Here is a 20,322-nt window from a genome sequence, read left to right as displayed (position 1 = left end):
GATTGTCATTTTGTTTTTCGGATCAATGGAAAGTTTATTTTCTATCGCCGGGAAACCGGAATAGTGCAGAAGAATGAACAGGAGTGTCGGCCAAAAGTGCGGATTTCTGTCAAAGCGTCAATTAGAAAAAATCTTCGCTATAAGCCTTGTGAAGGGTTAAAATAGTATTTAAGTGCTTTCGGTAGCCTTCTCACGATTCCTTTTTCTTTTGTTTCAGTTCGCCTGGCAAAATCATCTAAATGATTTTCCGGATTCATCAGGATGGTTTACCTAAAACATCCAAATGTTTTTCCTAAAGCATTCAGATCATTTGAAAAATCATTTAGATGATTTGAAGAAAAAGGCGCAAGAACAAGCAGTCTTTAGGCTAAAAAGCATAAAAACACGAATATGTATGTTAGTAAAATGATCCAAAACAAACCAAAACGACAGTAAATGAAATATATTTGCAACAAATCAGGCAGTAACATACAAACTCCCTTGATGGAAAAACGATGATGATTTATGGCGTTCGCATTTCTTCTATTGGCACATTATCCAATTGACACATTATTTTCATTGCCATCCCCGGCTTCTTGTACAGTTTCCCGAAATACCCGTTGGTCCAAATCGAAACAGTAGCGCATAAAAATTGGTTTTCTACCCCATCTATTTCAAATTACCCCTGCGGGTAATATTTTTTAAGAAACTTGCAATAATATAAAACACTGGATAACAAACAAATATACACATTTACCTTTTAGGGGAGGTTCTTGTATGATTTAACATTTCAAAAAGACGGTTTCACTTCTTGCCAACTTTAGGCTATCCGGTTCTGCAGCCGACGAATCGAGAGTGGATGCTTTGAGGTAAAAAGATGGACGCTTATTACAAAAAGGATATGCACTCTTTTCTTCAATTTTGATAATCAGAAGGGATCTTGCTACATGAAATATCGGGTGAACTCAGATATGACTTTCTTAATCCTGTTCTTCAAAAACTTGATGATGGATGATTTGGTTTAAAAGAAAAAACGAAACCGAAAATTACGGATGCACGGGATGCGATCGTGCGTGTGACCTTGAATAGCATCTGCACCAGTGACCTGCACATCAAGCACGGAAGTGTACCGCGCGCAGTACCCGGAACAACAGTCGGACATGTATGGGAAGAAATTGATTGGGGAGGCCTATCGTGTTTTTGAGAACAAACCGGACGGTATCATCAAAGTTGCTATTTATTAAAAGACTTGTCAAATGCCTGTTATCGAAATATCCTCTTTATCTCATCCCGGAGTCGAAATGTTCTGTACCCTTACCGAAGCTCAGTTGAGCAATCGGATCGAGTCCGGCAAGGGTATTTTTATCGTAGAGAGTCCAAAGGTTATCACAAGGGCTCTGGGAGGCACGACGCATCGTCGTAATTGACGGTCCTCTCAGCGACTTGGGCAAACTGGGCTTCCGTACGGCTGCCATGGCGCTCACGGACAACTCTGTTTCCATCGATAATCCTGTCCTGGCAACCGAACCCGGATTGGCTATCGTACTGGGGACCGAAGGGGACGGACTTCCGCCGGAAACGATTGCCGAAGCCGACTATGTAGTCCGCATCCCTATGTCGCACGGTGTCGACTCACTCAATGTGGCAACCGCGACGGCCGTGGCTTTCTGGCAGCTTCGGGCAGGTTGCCGATCTCTTCTATACCCCCATCAGTTTCTCGATCGTCGGATATACGTATGTAAAGCCGGACTCCAAGAGTTTAGCGGGACGGACATTCTGCCCCTTTGTCAGAAACGAGGCTCCTTCGCCAAACATCAACCGGAAAAAGAATTTGGGCAAACGAATAGTCCAGCGGATTCCGTCAGCTTTTGCAAGCACATGAGCCAGTTGTTTTTGAGTGATGCTCTGGGGAGAAACCAGGTTGACCGCATCCCGCAATTGTCTCTTCCTTATGATGAACTCAAAAGAGCGGCACAAATCATACGCACTGATCCACGGGAAACGTTGCCTGCCGCTACCGATCACCGCTCCCGTCTGCGAAAGATGTTGCAAACGAAGCATCTGCTTCAAAGCCCCGCCATCTTTTGAAAGGACGATTCCGAAGCGGGTCAGGACGAGGCGCGTTCCCGGCGGACACCGGCGCGCCTCCCCTTCCCAGGCGGCACACAGACGGGCCAGAAAGTCATCACCTCGCTTTTCAGTATGCTCGTCATACTCGCCCGATGCCGGATAATAGCCCACGGCAGAGGCGGATATAAACAATTCGGGCAAGACGGTCATTTGGCCAATAGCCTCCACCAGCCGGCGGGTGACCGGAACACGGCTTTCATATAGCTCCCGTTTATATGCTTCGGTCCACCGTTTGTTGATCGGAGCACCGGCAAGATTCACCACCACATGAGCCCCTTCCACGCTCCGGCAAAGCGCATCAAAGTTTTGCTCCTTAAACAAATCTCTTCCCAAAGGGACAACCTCGTCCCCCTTCTCTTCGAAAAAACGGGTGAGATGGCCGCCGATATATCCGCTTGCTCCGGTAATTGCTATTTTCATAACGATTGATCTTTATATATATAAACCGATTCCGGCCGCATATCGTTTACCGGTAACGTACAATAAGTAACAGATGACAATAAGATTCGTTTTGAAGAAAAACGTGAACCTTCCATTGGCATATTGACACATTATCCTATTGGCACATTATTATTGTCAATTTTTGGTTCGATTGCCCTGAATTATGATTACTTTTGTCTTCCTATTAAAAAAGCGACAAGTCATGGCAGACAACTACCTGGAAAAGAAATATGAAGATTATAAATCCCGCAAGTCTTCCGGAACAAAAGCGGGCAATGGCAAAAAAGCGGCCGTCCGCCATAAAACCAGAAGGGTCTTTGTGACAGGAGGTGCCGGGGGGATTGGCAAAGCGATTGTAAGGGCCTTCCGGTCCGCCGGACACCGCGTGGCGTTTTGCGACCGGAACGAGGCGGCGGGAAAAGAGACGGCGTTGCAGACCGGAACCTCTTTCTTTCATCTGGACGTAAGCGAGCAGGAAGCACTTGAGAAATGTATGCAACAGATTTTCGAGGAATGGGGCGATATCGACATCGTGGTCAACAATGCGGGAATCAGCCGTTTCTCCCCGATCACGGAAACTAACGTGGAAGACTTCGACCGGATATTGTCCGTGAACCTACGTCCGGTTTTCATCACTTCCCGCAGGTTAGCCATTCACCGCCAGTCGCAGGAGACACCCAATCCGTTCGGCCGGATTGTCAACATCTGTTCCACCCGCTACCTGATGAGTGAGCCCGGAAGCGAAGGGTATGCGGCATCCAAAGGCGGCATCTATTCGCTAACGCATGCTCTTGCCCTCTCGCTTGCCCAATGGCATATCACGGTCAATTCGATCTCGCCGGGCTGGATCGAAACGCACGACTACGAACAACTTCGTCCGGATGACCACGCCCAACATCCGTCGGGACGAGTAGGCCGCCCGGAAGACATCGCCCGCATGTGCCTGTTCATCTGCCAGGAGGAAAACGACTTTATCAACGGCGAGAACATAACGATCGACGGAGGGATGACGAAGAAAATGATCTATATCGAATAACGGAGGATTCCCCAAAAACTATTCGAAGCCGGATTCCTTTTCCACTTCCATATACGTGCCGGAAACGGGATGCCGAAAGCTCAGGTATTCGGCATGCAGATACAGGCGGTCCGCTTTCTTGCCATATAATTCATCCCCTACTATCGGGGCGTTCAGGCCGAGCGGATGTGCCGAATGGACACGTAATTGATGTGTACGCCCTTCCCGTGGTATAAAGCAGACGAGAGTCCGGCCCAAATCATATCGCAACACACGATAGTCCGTCACGGCTGGTTTCCCATGTTCCGCATCGACCACCTGGCGCGGCCAGTCTTCCGGGTCCGGACGAAGGGGGAGTTCGATATGGCCTTCTTTTTCCTCCACAATACCGTCCAACCAGGCGACATACCGTTTGCACACCTTCCGGTCCTTGAATTGTGCCTGCAAGTTCTGATGCACCTCCTTCGTCTTGGCGATAAGCATCAGGCCGGAGGTCGCCATGTCCAAGCGGTGCACGATCATCGGGCCGGTTGCTTCGGGATACATCCGCCGCATCCGATGATAGACGGAGTCGACATCCGACTTTCCGGGAACCGAGAGCATCCCGGCCGGTTTATTCACCACCAACAACCATTCGTCTTCATACACGATTTCCAACTCCGCATCCCGGTGCACATCCGTCTCCAACGGGTTTTCCTCGACGTCGAGGCCTTGCAACATATGTTTCAGGATCGGCCCGCATTTTCCTTTGCAGGCCGGATAATAATACCCATGACGGCGGATCTCGTTTTTCGGAGAATCTCCCCACCAGAATTCAGCCATGGCAAGAGGTTGCCAGCCATTCCGGTAGGCATATTGCAAGAGCTTGGGAGCCGCACACTCGCCTGCTCCTGCCGGCGGGGTTTTCTGGACGGTGTCCTTAAACAGGTCGCACAAATTCCGTTCCTCGCCACGGGCGTTCAGCATCCGGAATTGTTTGAAAAGCCATTGCTGGAGGGCGGCCGAGCGGGTCTTGCGTTCCGTTCTGAGGCGTTCGATTTCCGTCTCGTACACCTCTACCTCCGCTTGCAGGGTGGCAAGATGGTTTTCCCAATATTGTTTCTGCCGTTTTAGTTCCGCTTTCTGGAACTGGCTTTCGCGGATCAGTTGCTCCGGGTCGGTCCACGTGGCGGATAAACGCCGCTTGTCACGTTCCTCTTTAGCCGCTTTCATCCGGTGGCGCATCTCGTCCAAGACCTGCCCGGCAAGGATCGTCTCGTCAGCCAACCGCCGCTTGCAATCCTTATATCGCTCCTCTTCCTGCAACTTCTCGATCCGCCTGTTGATCCCCGATATCTGCTCCTCTTCGATCCTGAAAAAGCCGTCCGGCTCCTGCACGTCATAGACCGGTGGCACGAAATAGGCGTGTTGGTTCCTCCCAGCCAGGATGCCGGAAAAGGCTGCCAAATAGCCGATCTTCCCCTCACCTGTGCGGACAACCAAAACGCCGAACATCTTCCCTTTCCGCAATTCCTCCTGCCATTCTTCGTTTGCCGCCAAATAGCGCCCGACCTCTTCCGCCGCCGCCACACAAAGGGGATGCGGGGTATAATAGAACGGATAGGTAAACTTTTCGGGCAAAGAGAGAAGAGAAGTCGAATCTGCAAAATAGTGAAGTTTGTCCATATTTTTTCCGAATCAAAATGTTTATCTGGCAAAAGTAAAGTTTTTTTTGGACAGCTCCGTTTTATCCAGTAGATTTGTAACCATGAACAGACTCGTCACCGCCTTATTAGGCACCGTTCTGTATTCCGGCGCAAGTATGGCCCAGAGACAGACCTATTTCACAAATCCCGTTATTCACGGGGATGTCGCCGATCCGTCCATCATACGGATCGACGATACTTATTATGCAACGGGGACTTCCTCCGAATGGGCTCCCTACTATCCGGTATTCACCTCCAAGGACCTGATCAACTGGATACAAACCGGACATATATTCGAGCGACAACCGGAATGGACCAAATCGTCGTTCTGGGCTCCCGAATGGTATTATCATAACGGTAAGGTTTATGTTTATTATACCGCGCGGAAGAAGTCAAACAACACGTCCTACATCGGTGTAGCCACCTCCGACTCCCCGACAGGCAAATTCAAAGATCACGGGCCGGTAGTCGAATTCGGAACAGAAGCGATCGATGCTTTTATCCTCGAAGACAAGGGTGATTTATATATTAGCTGGAAAGCCTACGGGCTGGACAACCGGCCGATCGAACTCCTTGCCGGCAAGTTGACTCCAGACGGGTTGAAATTGACCGATAAGCCGTTCAGCCTGCTCCGCGACGACGAACGTAGAGGGATGGAAGGGCAACATTGGTTCAAAAGAAACGGTTACTACTATCTGATCTATGCGATTAATGGTTGTTGCGGCCCCAATAGCGACTATGCCGTAGCCGTCGCCCGCTCGAAGAAGCTCGAAGGGCCTTACGAGAAGTATGAAGGGAATCCGATCCTGCACGGGAGCGACGAGATACAATCTATCGGTCATGGCACGCTGACGACGACGCCTGACGGACGTATGTTTTATCTATGTCACGCCTATTCGGAAGGTAGCGATTTCTTTTTAGGGCGCCAACCCCATCTCCAAGAGTTACGGTTCGGGGAGGACAACTGGCCTTATTTCGTCACCGGTGAATATGCCCGCCTGGCGGGGCCAATGCCTTTTACCGATTGTGTGCAAGAGCCGGTAACCGGTTTCTTCGACAATTTTGCCGGTTCGAACCTGCGTCCGGAGTGGAGTTGGAACTATCCGTATTCGAATGTCCAGGCGAAAACCGAAGCGGGCAGGCTACGGCTGAGCGGTTCTCCCAAGCCGGAATTCAAGACCGGAGAGGCGCTTTGCCTGCGTCCGGCATCTTCGGGCTATACATTGGATGCCGGCATCACAAACCGGAATGATAGCTGGAAAGGAATCACGCTTTACGGAGACAATAGCTACTATCTCGCTTACGGTTGTGTCGGCGACCGGTTGCAGATCAAGCTCGTCCGCGAAGGGAAGGAACAACAACTGGCCGATCTGCCTCTTCCCGCCCCTGCATTGCATCTCCGCATGCAGGTGAAAGATGGGCTCCCTTATCAATTTGCCTGGAGCAAAGATGGTAAAAAATGGGTTCAGGTGGGCCACGGACTATCGGAAGAAGCCATACGCTCCCTTATTCGTTGGGACCGGGTGGCACGTCCGGGACTTTATCATGAAGGGGACGAAAAAGCGCCTGCCGTATTCGAATATTGTTCTTTATCTTACCAGTAAAAATTAGAACCCGGCATTTGCCGGGTTCCTCAAAATATCTTCATGTCGATTATGCTATCAACCCGTATCCGTCAAGAACAAGAGATCGTCGGGCAAATGATCCGTCTCTATTGCCGCCGGAAAGAAGGACATACGGACTTATGTCCGGATTGCAAAGAGCTTTTGCAATATGCTCATGCCAGGCTTTCGCGTTGCCCTTTCGGGGAGGGGAAAACGACATGCCGGTTATGCCCCGTTCATTGCTATAAACCGGATATGCGCAAGAAGATGCAAGAAGTGATGCGTTTTGCCGGCCCCAGAATGATGTTGTATCATCCGGTAGCCGCTATCCGGCATTTGGTTCAAGAGTTTTTCCATAAGTAAAAATCCATTGTTATTAGAAATCCATGCAATTGAAAATAGATTGGTCCGCAATGAGTCCTGATGAGTCAGAGAAGCTAAAAGACGAATTGGTTGAAGTGTGGGAGGCCTCCGTCCGTAGCACACATCATTTCCTGACCGAAAAGGATATCCAATTCTTCAAGCCGTTAGTCCGGGATAAATATATCCCGGCCGTCGAATTATACACCATCTGGAATGAGCAAAACCGGATAGCCGCATTTATGGGGCTAAGTGACGAATTAATCGAAATGCTTTTCGTTCATCCGGAAGAACAGGGGAAAGGATATGGCAAGCAGTTAATCGAATTTGCCATTTACAGCAAACATATCTTCAAAGTAGACGTCAACGAACAAAACGAAAAAGCTACTTCTTTCTACTTGAACAGAGGATTTGATATTACCGGAAGAGATGAAACCGATCCAAGTGGCAATCCGTTCCCGATTCTGCATCTTTCACTCAAAGAAATGACTTTGCAGATCTCAGGTAAATCCCTTGAAATCCGGCAAATCATCCTCCGCAAAAAACGTTTTCTCGATCTCCTGCTATTAGCCGATGAACAGGAATCGATGATAGACCGCTATCTTGAACGGGGAGAAATGTTTGCTTTGTACGACCGAAATATACTAAGAGCAATTTGTGTTGTCACGAATGAAGGGAACAAAACAATCGAACTCAAAAACATTGCAACCGATCCGCAATACCAGAAACAGGGATATGGCAAAAGATTGATCCGGTTCCTCTCCGAACATTATGCGGGGAAATACAACACCCTGTTTGTCGGCACAGGCGAAAGTCCGCTGACCGTTCCATTCTATGAACATAACGGATTCAGATATTCACACCGTATCAAGAATTTCTTTACCGACAATTATGACCATCCGATGTATGAAGATGGCAAGCAATTAGTGGATATGATTTACTTGCGAAAAGATCTTTCCTGATAACAAAATAGTAACAAAACCGATCCAGGATATAGACAATCACAAATAATAGAAAAAGGCTGATAGTCGGAACTATCAGCCTTTTCTTGTGGAGATGGAGAGATTCGAACTCTCGTCCAAACGAGGAACTAATCTGCTTTCTACATGTTTATCTTCGCCTTCGATTGTCGGGTACAAGCAAGACCGAAGCCACCCACTTGAACCTTATCCTCTAAAGTTTCGCCTGAAGTCCGAGGCTTACTTCAAACTATCTCCGATATTGCTGCACCACCTGATCGGAACGCTTCGGAGCCACAGCATCCGGGTGATGTCACGTCCCCGCAACTTTTGCAGGGATTAAGCTTGAATCTACTATACTTCGATTAAGCAGCGAGAGCGTAATTGTTTTCGCCAGTTAATTGTTCGCCGTCTGAGATTTAAGTGCAAGCCGACCACGCACTACATGCTTACAAACCACTTCTACCCGCTGTCAAAACCGGTCATCCCCATGATTTGTGAGTACAAAGATACGAAAAATCGGGGATCTTTGTACTCTATTTAGTTTTTTTATTCTATCACACCAATCTCACGAAACCAGTCTTCAGCTCTGTCAGGCCATTCATTGACAGCCGCCCCTGTATCTCTCAGGCCATAACCATGACCGCCCTTACTGTACAAATGCATCCATGCCGGCACACCTGCTTCTTTCAATGCATAATAGTAAAAAAGGCTACTATTGATATACGATTTATCATCCTCGGCCTGAACCAGCATTGTGGGAGGAGTAGCAGATGATACTTTTACTTCCGGGGCCAACTGGAAGTTTTCACCATCCAAGTAGGCTGGGTAGACCAAGAGACAGAAATCCGGACGGCAACTTACTTTGTCTGCCGCATCCACGGCCGGATAAGTACGTTTATCGAAGGTGTTGCTTGCCATCGCCGAAAGATGCCCGCCGGCAGAGAATCCCATTACGCCGATCCGTTGCGGGTCCAGATTCATTTCTTCCGCATGGGCTCGGACATATCCGATCGCACGTTGCACGTCCTGCAAAGGAGCCTCATGTTTGGCACGGCCTTCACGACGGGGAACCCGGTATTTCAGCAAAATGGCAGTAACCCCCAAGTTATTCAGCCATTCACAAACTTCGTCACCCTCCAGATCATAAGCCAGGATATTATAGCCACCACCCGGACAAACCACAACGGCTGCACCCGTTGCCACTTCGTCAGGAGCCGGATAAACGGTAATTGTCGGTTCGCTTACATTCGTGATGCGAAGAACTGTTTCGCCTCCGGTCTTTCCACCATCGGCATCCGCCTTTTCAATCAACTTGGTTGTTTCGCCCGGCGCACCTTTCGGAAACAACAAAATAGGATTATTTTGTGCCATAGTTGTACCCATTATACAACTCACTCCTACAAGCAGGAGTTTCCATTTTCTTACCATAGCATACACAATTTAAAGAATTTATACGAATCATTTTTTTTGAGGATAATTAGGACTATAGAGCATTGTTGTCTCCCGCGCGACCAGCTTTCCGTCTTTCACGAAAGTTTCGCCGCGTTCCGTAAGATGCTCGACCATTGCTTGGCGCATTTCCTTAAGACGGGCTACATAGGCCGGTTTACCGGAACATTCCACCAATTCTTTCGGATCTTTCTGAAGATCGAACAATTCTTCTTTTCCGGTATGGAAATTCCAAACATATTTGATCTTACCATCCGTCAATGCACACCAGTAATTATCCGGACTATAGCAAGTGGCATGTTCCATATCCAGATATTTACGCCATTCGTTTTGCCGGCCCTGAACCAGCTTCAACAAAGACTTGCCATCCATATCGGGAGGTACGGCTCCACCTGCCAACTCGATAAAAGTAGGCAAAAAATCACGAAGTTCGACCGGCTGTTCGATCTTTGTACCCGAAGGAACCGTCTTAGACATTCCAGCAGGCCATTTTACAATATAAGGGATATGGGTGGAACCTTCATAAGGATATGTTTTCCGCCAATGATAATGATCGCCTAACATATCTCCATGATCGGCCGTAAAACAAATTATCGCATTGTCATACATTCCCTTTTCCTTCAATGCTGCAATAACCTGTCCGATCTGATCATCGATAAAGGTAATATTCGCATAATAATGCCTACGAGAATTAACGGCATATTCATCGCCGAAATTACCAAAGGGAGCGGTGGGGTCTGCTTTTTCCGGATCCAAACGTTCTGCATACTTACCGCACCAATCACCGACAGACGGCTTAGGTATATCGACATCCTTATACATATCCAGATAACGCTTAGGAGGATCATAAGGACTATGAGGACGCGCAAATGAGACTTTCAGGAAAAGAGGCTTATCACAATTATAATTCTGAATCAATTCACAAGCGGTCTGACCGGTCCAGGCCGTCGGATGCAAATTTTCCGGTAATTTATAGATACCGGCCGCGTGAGCATTCCAACCGATACCAGTCAAATCCGGATTCTCTCCGGGCGCATGGAGCTGGAACCATTCCCGATAATCACTAATAAAATCTTTAGATTCGACACGTCCGCTCTCATCGATCAGTGTAGCATGAAAACCATGAAGAGTTTTTTGTGGAAACCAGTGCATTTTCCCGACACCAAATGTATAATAGCCAAGATTACGAAGCATTTGCGGCATTTCATATATATACTTTTCCGCTACTTGGCCATATCCCAACATGCCATGATGCCAAGGAGACATACCTGTCAATAGCCCGGTACGGGCAGGTGTACTACTTGGAGAAGCAGAATAGGCATTGACAAACAAAGTTCCCTCTTTCGCCAGATTATCGAGATTAGGAGACATAACAGCGGAATTTCCCATACAGCCAAGAGCATCTCCGCGATGTTGGTCAGTCATAATCAGGATAACATGCGGCTTTTTGGCTTGCGCGCTTTCCTCTCTGGCTTCTCCTTTTGCGTAAGTATCTAAACCTAACCCGGAAGTCATTAATAGTGATGATTCAAGAAACGTTCTTCTCTTCATTTTAGATGTTTTTCTGCATATAGATTTGAATAGCGAAGATAAATATCTTATTTGATAATTCTACATTAAAACGTTATTATTTATCAGAGACATCTTACTACTAAACGAATATATTCAATTTTATAGCCCATTTTCCATAAGATATTCCACAATGAAGCCTTTGTATACCCCTATGTCAAAGTAATTCCTAAAAAAATCTTTCCCAAAAGACTTACATCTTTCTGAATAAAACCGCCCATGTTTTCCAGAAACTATCGGCGTTTTTTTTATGCGTGCCCCTTATAGTTTTCGCATATTCCGCACTATATACATTTCAAAAGGGGGATGTAAAACATAACACATTGATATACTTTCACTTAATAAGTACAATACTATAGGTGCGATAAAATGAATTAATATAATAAAAGCGGGAGATAGAAAATTTCTATACTCCCGCCAACTTCATAGTCATCGTTTTGACTAAATAAACAGACTTAAAATGAAGTTTTCTTCACTTAAATCTGAACGCCCGCTCTTACCCACCTCTTAATCATTACAAATCATAGTCTGGCTTTGGTCAAATGTGGAGAAGATCTTTAATTTTATTACCTTCCCTCTATGATGTTACAAAGAACGACTATTTAATTGGGATAAACAAATTAAAATCAATTTATTTTTTTAATATTCGAATTTAAGATTATTAAACCCTGAAAATATTTGGATTTCACTGGCTCATACCGAAAAACAAAGAAGAAGTTTTTAGCAGCAGGAAAACAAAGGCAGCTTTCTATTGGGCGCCATGTCGAATGTTATCTCACGAACCTGAAAACGATGACGACGAGAAAGTAGTAAGAGGACTTCAGATACTTTTTCAGCACATATCTCTTTGATCTAGGCTATGATGACTGTCTCGCTTACCCTTTGCCTCTTTATTGATTAAAATCGTATAAAGATCACCAGAAGAGAGAGAGGTTCCATCCATACCTACATAGTATCCTATATTGTTCTCGAATAGAAACCAATACTCTGCAAGTGGAAGTCGATTCCAACCCCTAAAATCACTCAGACGGTTTTTGTATTGAGTCTCCAGTTGTTTACTATTCATACCATAGTGATCTGCCAGTGAACTAATGCGCATTAGTGCGAGAGTCCATCTAATGCTTAAAAAAGACGTAAAATCCACTGAGATTTGCATATCTTCCACCACAAACTTCCAGTTGCGGCTCACATATTTTTCTGGCTATTGCGAAGAAATTTAGTATAGTCCTTATGCATAGGTTTAGAGCTAAGATAATCTTTTTTCATTCCCTCAAGATTCCGGTATGGGCCAAAACACTTTCAGGTTGATTCTTATTATGTGATAAAATGGATTAATAGTAAGCGTCTCCGCGATCCCCTCCTGTATATTAGTTATTCAATGACAAGGAGTCCATTTATCCGGTAGTAAATTTCTAAAGACCGAATCCTGTGCTGTTGGCTGTATATCGGCCAACCTGTTGAACAAGTCCGTGAAATAATCAAAAGTATTAAGATTGTGAAGTCTGGCCGAACAAGCCAGAGAATAAAAAAGAGCCATTCTCTGTGCCCCGGCATGGCTACCGGCGAAAAGTGAGTTGCGGCGGCTCAGGCTGATGTAACGGTTTATCCGTTCAATGCGGTTGTTGTCTAATTGGTAGTCCGCTGATTTTATATAATTGCATAAAACATCATACAGGTTGAGGGTATAGCGAACCGCTTCCCCCATAAGCGACTTGGGCAAAGTTTGCGGATCGGATTGTATACTTTCCAATTTGGCCTTTAAGCGTCCGAGGATAGGAGGTGCGTATTTTTTGCGCCAGGCCAGTATCTGTTTTGGTTCCCAATCGGGCGGGATAAGATGTTCATTCTGATATAATTCATTGACAATATCGACTACTTCCTGCGCTTGCCTATCCTCCTTCATATCCAGGAACTTCCTTTTACAATGCTGGAAACATGCCAGGGGGATGATGTCAGGATATTCTTCTTTCCTAAAGTCGGCGTAAGCGGCATATCCGTCTGTCTGTAAAGCCCCTTTATAATCAGTAAGCAGCTTTTCGGCTATGCTTTTAGAGCGGGAGCCGTTTTCATAAATAAAAGCGATTAATTCCGTATGGTTGGCATACATGCCCCAGAGATATCCTTTACGGACTTTCTTGCCCGATTCATTCTTTTCATTGACAAGCACTTTGTAATAAGTCTCATCCATTGACAGATAGGAATCTTCCAGTATGGACTTTTTCAGCACTTCGTACATACGCTCCAACAAACCGGCTGATTTCGCAATCAACCCATGGGCCGTTTGTTTGCAAAGGGCTATGCCCTGCTCGTTGAACAACTTGACGATCCTTTCCACCGGCAGGGAATAGATATAGCGCAATTGCAATATGCCGCTAAGGAAACTGCCATCATAGGAAGAGTTTTGCAGGGGAGCTTTGGGGGATTTGCCGTTGTATATGTTATCGCCTTGCACACAGTTGTACTGCCGATAGATATGTTTCTCAAACCAACCCGGGTGGTAAGAGTAACGGATGGAATCAGTGTGACTGATTATTCTGGCTTTAAGAGGGTCGAAGTCCGGATCGCAAGGATAGATCTCGTGCAAACGGGTTTCCACATTGAAATACTCTTTACGTTTCACCCCATTATTGCCGCGGCTTTTGGGATCGAACTTCGGTTCCTCCGGGATATTCTTTGCCTCCTCTTTTTCCTCTTGCTTGCGGTTTATCTTTTCGGACTTGTTTTCCAGCAGTTTGCCTAATGCGCGTTTCTGGTTTTTCAGCCTGTTGGCGTCTGCTTTGCTTTCCTGAAAAGAGGAGGTTAAGGACTGGAGGGTTGCCTGAAGTTCGCTCACACGGGATGTCAGGGACTCCACTTGCCGAAGTAACTCTTCTTCCCGCCTGCCGGCAGCCAAAAGTTGATCCCTGAGGAAAGTAATGGTATCCTGCAGTATGTTTGTCCTCTGTTTCCCTGTCATGCCGCAAAGATATGAAAAGGGAATGGAATTAAATAATTATGCCACAATTATTTTACTTGTAAATAACTGTGGCATAGATATATGTGATATAAAGGACGCCATTAGACAGGTCCCTTGAAGCGTTTGCGGAACCGTGCGCTTTTCAGGCTCACCCCCTCCATCATCAAAAAGAAACTTTCCCACCTCATCTGATAACGGCCACTGCCGGGGTCAAAACAAGGTATTTCAAACGTCCCCTCTTCCAGACGTTTCTGATAAAGGACAAAACCGCCTTTTTCCCAGTGCAGGAGCTTGATTATTGTACGGGATTTGTTAACGAACAAGAATACTTCACCCGATACGGGGTTACGCTTGAGATCGTTCCGGACAATCACGGACAAGGCATTGATCCCTGAACACATGTTTACATAGGGACATTCAGTAAATGTCTTTAAAAACATAAAATGGCATATGAAGATGCTTTGTTCATATCATCTCATATGCCATTTTTATTATCAATTTTTTCTCTCTGACCTAAAATCTTCTCCTTTCGGGCACGATGTTCCGGAAGAAGCCTGGGACTTCTTCTAATAGATTCTTTATACTTATGCTATGCAGCTCTCTTCTGTCTGTTTTTGATTTTATCAATCATCAATATGGCGTTTGCCGTATGTATTCCAAAGAAAATCCACAGGATTTCTGTTTTCCTGTTCCGTGCTTTGACTTTCGATAGCGAGTAATGCTGTTTTTGCGTACCGAAACTGCCTTCAAGCCTGGTGGCTCTTTCCCTTGAGAGTTCACTCCTGAGAACCTTCCTCACCCGCTCATCCTTCGCGACCCTTCCCTTGCGTACAAAGGAGGTTGATATCCCATATTTTGTACAGAACTTCCTGTTGGCATTATTGGCGTATATGGAATCGGCGGCCACACACCTGACCCTTACATTCATCAACTTCTGATGCATACGGATACAATCCTTCAAGCGTATGCCCTCATTGAATGCCTTGAAAGAGACGTGCTCGATGAACGAGATCCCGTCTATCTGTATGTTATTAACCTTTGCGCCGAACTCTACAGATTTTACCTCCTTGCCCCTTACGATAGGGCGTACGTAATGACGGTCAATACTGACAATACGGTCACTGACCTTCCTGCCTTCAAAGAGTTCCTTTTCCTGTACAAGGACCTTTCTGATGATGGAAAGCCGCTTCTGATAATCCTGTGTATATGTGAGTGAAGAGCCGTATTCTCTGTGAATGTCATCCCGTTGTATGATGAGTTTTTCCAGGAGTCTGATCATGCGACGCCTCAGCATCCTTGTCCTTGAAGCCTTCCTCTTTCTTTTCTTGCAATAGGATAGATAGGATACCGCAACATCCGCATATTTGTTACGGGGACGCCTTATGCCGAGTTGCCCACAATGTATGCGGATATGCCGGTAGAGCCATTCGATGCTTTCCCAAAGGAGCTTCATGTCCGTAGGGAAACGCATATGACTTTCATAGCATGTGGCATCGGTCATGCATACGTGAAGGTTCTCAAGATAAGGCTTCCAGTGTGAGGCAAGGATTTTCTGAAGGGAGTCGATGTCAAGACGGGATGCTATCTCATTACGGACAGCACTGATTATCTTGTAGTTCGTTATAGGGCAGGACGGGTCTATCATGATACCACAGAACAACTGATAGTGTATGTTTCCGTTAAGATGTTCTACCAATAACCTGTCAGAGAATCCGGTGTAAGCCTTCAGTACCATAAGGGCTATCTTCGAGGAAGGACTGAAACTGTTCCTGCGACCCAAGCGGGATTGTGAAAGGCCTATCTCTTTGGCTATGCTCTCGAACGGAAACACGGAATGAAGACTGCCAAGTTCACTCGCATGAAAACTCTTACGATATTTTTCCAGAATATCGAATTCTGTAAACCCTAAAGTAGGGTGAATTTCTGAAATATTTTGTATCTTCGCCATATCTTAGTGTGGATATTTCCCCCGTTTTGGCCGTCAAACCGTATTTTACGGGGGAATACCTAAAGATACAAAAAAGCCAACTAATTCGCAATACTTTTAGTATGAATTAGTTGGCTAATTTTATAGGATTTACTGAATATCCCTACATAGCGGGGACATAAATAGTAATTTAACGACTCGGTCAGCGCGAACATGTGTCCTCCTTTCTTCCGTAATAGAGGTGGATAAAATGGCACAATGTTTCGGCAACGCATTCTTTTATCTGGATGATTCCCCCGTCGGGGAATGTGATATGAATCCCTTTAAGCAGTTTCTCTGCATCCACTAAGCGGGTCTCTTTTACTTTTTCACGCCCTGTGAATTGAAGCGGGATCATTTCTCCCGCTTCACTCTGGCAGACGGCCTGATCTTCCAACTGCTTACAATGGTAGCGTTCCAATACTATTCCCAGTTGAATGGCCTTGGGATCCATGCCATGGCGGCGCATCCATTGACGAACGCTATCCGCACGCAAGCCATAGCTACGACAATAAGCTACAAAGTCTAAATCTTCGCCTGCTTTTAGACGATTTTTATACTCTTCTGCATACTCTTGAATACTTCTTCTTTCCATTTTTTTTAAGACAAAGGTAGAGACTCTTTTATAAGGGGAAAAGAGGGGATCGCGGAGACGCTTACGATTAATATAATAAAAGCGGGAGATAGAAAATTTCTATACTCCCGCCAACTTCATAGTTATCGTTTTGACTAAATTAACAGACTTAAAATGAAGTTCTCTTCACTTAAATCTGAAGGCCCGCTCTTACCCACCTCTTAATCATTACAAATCATAGTCTGACTTTGGTCAAATGTGGAGAAGATCTTTAATTTTATTCTCTTCCCTCTATGATGTTACAAAGGACGACTATTTAATTGGGATAAACAAATTAAAATCAATTTATTTTTCAATATTCGAAATTAAGATTGTTAACTCCTGAAATATATTAATCGGTGGTTCTTCTGTTCCACCGACCTTCTTAAACGAAGAAAGCCGACCCAAAACTGGATCGGCTTTCTTGCTCTAAAACGGCGGCTATCTACTCTCCCACTTTTACGCAGTACCATCGACGTGGTTGGGCTTAACTTCTCTGTTCGGAATGGGAAGAGGTGGATCCCCAACGCTATAACCACCTTAATATCTTTTTTTCTTATATATTAAGATTTTTGACTGGACAACCCCAAGGATTTGTCTTGTAACTCTTATGTTCTTTTCAAGCATACTGCCTATATAGCAACCCTTACATGATTTGAAAGTCCCGGGCTATTAGTACTACTCGGCTTCGACATTACTGCCCTTACACCTGTAGCCTATCTACGTCGTAGTCTACAACGACCCTTGAGGGATATCTCATCTTGAGGCTGGCTTCGTACTTAGATGCTTTCAGCACTTATCCAATCCAGACTTAGATACCCGGCGGTGCTCCTGGCGGAACAACCGGTAAACCAGTGGTCTGTCCAACACGGTCCTCTCGTACTAGTGTCAGAGCCCCTCAAATATCCTACGCCCACGATAGATAGAGACCGAACTGTCTCACGACGTTCTGAACCCAGCTCGCGTGCCACTTTAATGGGCGAACAGCCCAACCCTTGGGACCTTCTCCAGCCCCAGGATGTGACGAGCCGACATCGAGGTGCCAAACCGCTCCGTCGATATGAGCTCTTGGGAGCGATCAGCCTGTTATCCCCGGAGTACCTTTTATCCTTTGAGCGATGGCCCTTCCATGCGGAACCACCGGATCACTATGCTCTAGTTTCCTACCTGATCGACTTGTGAGTCTCCCAGTCAAGCACCCTTATGCCATTACACTCTACGACCGGTTACCAATCGGTCTGAGGGTACCTTTAGAAGCCTCCGTTACTCTTTTGGAGGCGACCACCCCAGTCAAACTACCCACCATACAGTGTCCTCTTTTCCAAGAGTTAGAACTCAAACAATCAAAGGGCCGTATTTCAACGGCGACTCCACAAACACTGGCGTGCCTGATTCATTGTCTCCGGCCTATCCTACACATCAATTGCCCAAATTCAATGTAAAGCTATAGTAAAGGTTCACGGGGTCTTTTCGTCCCATCGCGGGTAATCGGCATCTTCACCGATACTACAATTTCACCGAGCTCACGGTTGAGACAGTGTCCAGATCATTACACCATTCGTGCAGGTCGGAACTTACCCGACAAGGAATTTCGCTACCTTAGGACCGTTATAGTTACGGCCGCCGTTTACTGGGGCTTCAATTCAAACCTTCTCTTGCGATAAGCTCTCCTCTTAACCTTCCAGCACCGGGCAGGTGTCAGGCTGTATACTTCATATTTCTATTTCGCACAGCCATGTGTTTTTGTTAAACAGTTGCCTGGACCTATTCTCTGCGCCCAGCCTTACAGCTGGGACCCTTTATCCCGAAGTTACAGGGTCAATTTGCCTAGTTCCTTAACCGTGAATCACTCGAGCGCCTCAGTATTTTCAACCCAACTACGTGTGTCCGTTTACGGTACGGGTACTTTATGAATATGCTTAGCGGATTTTCTAGGGAGCCTGATTACATCCATATTGCCTTGTACAAGTACTCGGCATACTGTCAGGTTCAACTCTCGGGGCGGATTTGCCTACCCCGATCGACGCCTACACCCTTCAACCATCTATTCCGTCAGATGGCAGGACTGTCACTTCTCCGTCTCCACATCGCTCCATAAAGTAGTATGGGAATATTAAACCATTCTTCCATCGGAATCGCCGTTCGGCTTATCCTTAGGTCCCGACTTACCCTGATCCGATTAACGTTGATCAGGAAACCTTAGTCTTTCGGCGAGGGAGTTTCTCACTCCCTTTATCGTTACTTATACCTACATTTGCTTTTCCATGCGCTCCAGCAACGGTTATCCCTTACCTTCGACGCACATGGAATGCTCCCCTACCATGTATTACTACATCCATAGCTTCGGTAAACAGTTTATGCCCGAGTATTATCCACGCCAGACTCCTCGACTAGTGAGCTGTTACGCACTCTTTAAATGAATGGCTGCTTCCAAGCCAACATCCTAGCTGTCTCTGCAGTCTGACTTCGTTAGTTCAACTTAACTGTTATTTGGGGACCTTAGCTGATGGTCTGGATTCTTCTCCTCTCGGACGCGGACCTTAGCACCCGCGCCCTCACTCCTTATCAATATATAGCACGCATTCGGAGTTTATCTGGACTTGATAGGCGGTGAAGCCCTCGCATCCAATCAGTCGCTCTACCTCATACTATACTTAATAAAGGCTGCACCTAAATGCATTTCGGGGAGTACGAGCTATCTCCAAGTTTGATTAGCCTTTCACCCCTACCCTCAGTTCATTGGAACACTTTTCAACGTATACCCATTCGGACCTCCAGTTAGTGTTACCTAACCTTCATCCTGACCAAGGGTAGATCACTTGGTTTCGCGTCTACTCCCTCCGACTATGGCGCCCTATTCAGACTCGCTTTCGCTTCGGCTCCGGACCTGAAGTCCTTAACCTTGCCGGAGAAAGTAACTCGTAGGTTCATTATGCAAAAGGCACGCCGTCACATCTTACGATGCTCCGACCGCTTGTAGGCAGACGGTTTCAGGGACTATTTCACTCCTCTGTTCGAGGTGCTTTTCACCTTTCCTTCACAGTACTGGTTCGCTATCGGTCTCTCGGGAGTATTTAGCCTTACGGGATGGGCCCCGTAGATTCACACAGAATTTCTCGTGCTCCGCGCTACTCAGGATACCACTAAGCTTCGTCAAGGAGTCGTATACCGGGCTATCACCGTCTATGGCCATCTTTTCCAAGATATTCTACTTCCTTAATTTCTTGCTACGCCGTGGTCCTACAACCCCGACAATGCCTAAACATTGACGGTTTGGGCTATTCCGCGTTCGCTCGCCACTACTTGCGGAATCACTTTTGTTTTCTTCTCCTATGGGTACTTAGATGTTTCAGTTCCCCACGTTCGCTTTCCTTACGGAATGGCTGGCCTTCAACCAGCCGGGTTGCCCCATTCGGAAATCCCGGGATCAATGGTTATTTGCACCTACCCCAGGCTTATCGCAGCTTATCACGTCCTTCATCGCCTCCGAGAGCCAAGGCATCCACCGTCTGCCCTTACTTACTTTCTTTATCACTGACACTTGACGGATTCGCAATTTTGCAATTACTTATCCATCGCGCGTCGGATTGATA

Annotated in this window: 12 protein-coding genes, 2 rRNA genes, 1 other RNA gene and 3 pseudogenes; 7 read left to right on the top strand and 11 right to left on the bottom strand. The window is 46.3% G+C overall.

Going from position 1 to position 20,322, the window contains the following annotated elements; translation table 11 throughout:
• Positions 1-994: 994 nt before the first annotated feature.
• Together ACPYIV_RS00400 and ACPYIV_RS00395 are read left to right on the top strand one after the other, a co-directional pair.
• Positions 995-1,141, top strand: a pseudogene (locus ACPYIV_RS00400) (alcohol dehydrogenase); the annotation flags it as partial.
• 94 nt (positions 1,142-1,235) lie between these two features.
• Positions 1,236-1,662: pseudogene (locus ACPYIV_RS00395) on the top strand (TrmH family RNA methyltransferase); the annotation flags it as partial.
• A 15-nt stretch (positions 1,663-1,677) separates the two neighbouring features.
• Here the strand turns inward: ACPYIV_RS00395 and ACPYIV_RS00390 are convergent.
• On the bottom strand, positions 1,678-2,529 hold the full coding sequence (locus tag ACPYIV_RS00390; protein WP_425884965.1) for a TIGR01777 family oxidoreductase: 852 nt from the start codon (positions 2,527-2,529) through the stop codon (positions 1,678-1,680).
• Between the two features lie 223 nt (positions 2,530-2,752).
• On the opposite strand from ACPYIV_RS00390, the gene ACPYIV_RS00385 reads away from it, so the two are divergent.
• Positions 2,753-3,586 (top strand): SDR family NAD(P)-dependent oxidoreductase, encoded by an 834-nt coding sequence (locus ACPYIV_RS00385; protein WP_293734481.1) that lies wholly within the window; start codon positions 2,753-2,755, stop codon positions 3,584-3,586.
• Positions 3,587-3,604: 18 nt separating this feature from the next.
• Here the strand turns inward: ACPYIV_RS00385 and ACPYIV_RS00380 are convergent, their stop codons facing one another.
• Positions 3,605-5,230 (bottom strand): pseudouridine synthase, encoded by a 1,626-nt coding sequence (locus ACPYIV_RS00380; RefSeq protein ID WP_425884962.1) that lies wholly within the window; start codon positions 5,228-5,230, stop codon positions 3,605-3,607.
• An 82-nt stretch (positions 5,231-5,312) separates the two neighbouring features.
• On the opposite strand from ACPYIV_RS00380, the gene ACPYIV_RS00375 reads away from it, so the two are divergent.
• From ACPYIV_RS00375 to ACPYIV_RS00360, 4 genes and pseudogenes are all read left to right on the top strand, one after another.
• Positions 5,313-6,854: a family 43 glycosylhydrolase gene (locus tag ACPYIV_RS00375; RefSeq protein ID WP_425884960.1), complete on the top strand. Its 1,542-nt coding sequence runs from the start codon at positions 5,313-5,315 to the stop codon at positions 6,852-6,854.
• A 51-nt stretch (positions 6,855-6,905) separates the two neighbouring features.
• On the top strand, positions 6,906-7,217 hold the full coding sequence (locus ACPYIV_RS00370) for a nitrous oxide-stimulated promoter family protein (RefSeq protein ID WP_293734486.1): 312 nt from the start codon (positions 6,906-6,908) through the stop codon (positions 7,215-7,217).
• Between the two features lie 23 nt (positions 7,218-7,240).
• Positions 7,241-7,585 (top strand): annotated as a pseudogene (locus ACPYIV_RS00365) (GNAT family N-acetyltransferase); the annotation flags it as partial.
• Between the two features lie 114 nt (positions 7,586-7,699).
• Positions 7,700-8,176 carry a GNAT family N-acetyltransferase gene (locus ACPYIV_RS00360; RefSeq protein WP_425886482.1) on the top strand — a complete coding sequence of 159 codons (477 nt, stop codon included), beginning with the start codon at positions 7,700-7,702 and terminating at the stop codon, positions 8,174-8,176.
• 86 nt (positions 8,177-8,262) lie between these two features.
• Here the strand turns inward: ACPYIV_RS00360 and ssrA are convergent.
• The 9 genes from ssrA to ACPYIV_RS00315 all read right to left on the bottom strand — a co-directional run bounded on the left by ssrA (position 8,263) and on the right by ACPYIV_RS00315 (position 20,258).
• Positions 8,263-8,663: a transfer-messenger RNA gene (gene ssrA / locus ACPYIV_RS00355) on the bottom strand.
• A gap of 59 nt (positions 8,664-8,722) precedes the next feature.
• Positions 8,723-9,604 carry an alpha/beta hydrolase gene (locus tag ACPYIV_RS00350; protein ID WP_293734484.1) on the bottom strand — a complete coding sequence of 294 codons (882 nt, stop codon included), beginning with the start codon at positions 9,602-9,604 and terminating at the stop codon, positions 8,723-8,725.
• A gap of 30 nt (positions 9,605-9,634) precedes the next feature.
• The gene (locus ACPYIV_RS00345; protein WP_293734485.1) at positions 9,635-11,176 is read right to left on the bottom strand and encodes an arylsulfatase; all 1,542 of its coding nucleotides are present in this window, start codon (positions 11,174-11,176) and stop codon (positions 9,635-9,637) included.
• A 1,393-nt stretch (positions 11,177-12,569) separates the two neighbouring features.
• The gene (gene tnpC, locus ACPYIV_RS00340) at positions 12,570-14,150 is read right to left on the bottom strand and encodes an IS66 family transposase (RefSeq protein WP_425884957.1); all 1,581 of its coding nucleotides are present in this window, start codon (positions 14,148-14,150) and stop codon (positions 12,570-12,572) included.
• A gap of 101 nt (positions 14,151-14,251) precedes the next feature.
• Positions 14,252-14,590, bottom strand: coding sequence for an IS66 family insertion sequence element accessory protein TnpB (tnpB, locus tag ACPYIV_RS00335; RefSeq protein ID WP_425884955.1), 339 nt, complete (start codon positions 14,588-14,590; stop codon positions 14,252-14,254).
• 149 nt (positions 14,591-14,739) lie between these two features.
• A complete protein-coding gene (locus ACPYIV_RS00330) occupies positions 14,740-16,098 on the bottom strand; it encodes a transposase (protein ID WP_425883030.1) in 1,359 nt (452 codons plus the stop codon).
• Between the two features lie 181 nt (positions 16,099-16,279).
• Positions 16,280-16,711, bottom strand: coding sequence for a hypothetical protein (locus tag ACPYIV_RS00325; protein ID WP_425884953.1), 432 nt, complete (start codon positions 16,709-16,711; stop codon positions 16,280-16,282).
• A 450-nt stretch (positions 16,712-17,161) separates the two neighbouring features.
• A 5S ribosomal RNA gene (rrf, locus tag ACPYIV_RS00320) occupies positions 17,162-17,272 on the bottom strand.
• A 110-nt stretch (positions 17,273-17,382) separates the two neighbouring features.
• Positions 17,383-20,258 (bottom strand): 23S ribosomal RNA (locus ACPYIV_RS00315).
• Positions 20,259-20,322 lie beyond the last annotated feature (64 nt).

The organism is Parabacteroides vesiculifaciens (assembly GCF_049860805.1).
Classification (GTDB): Bacteria; Bacteroidota; Bacteroidia; order Bacteroidales; family Tannerellaceae; genus Parabacteroides.
Note: the sequence above shows the minus strand (reverse complement) of the source record. Positions and strands in the feature narration are given on the sequence as shown.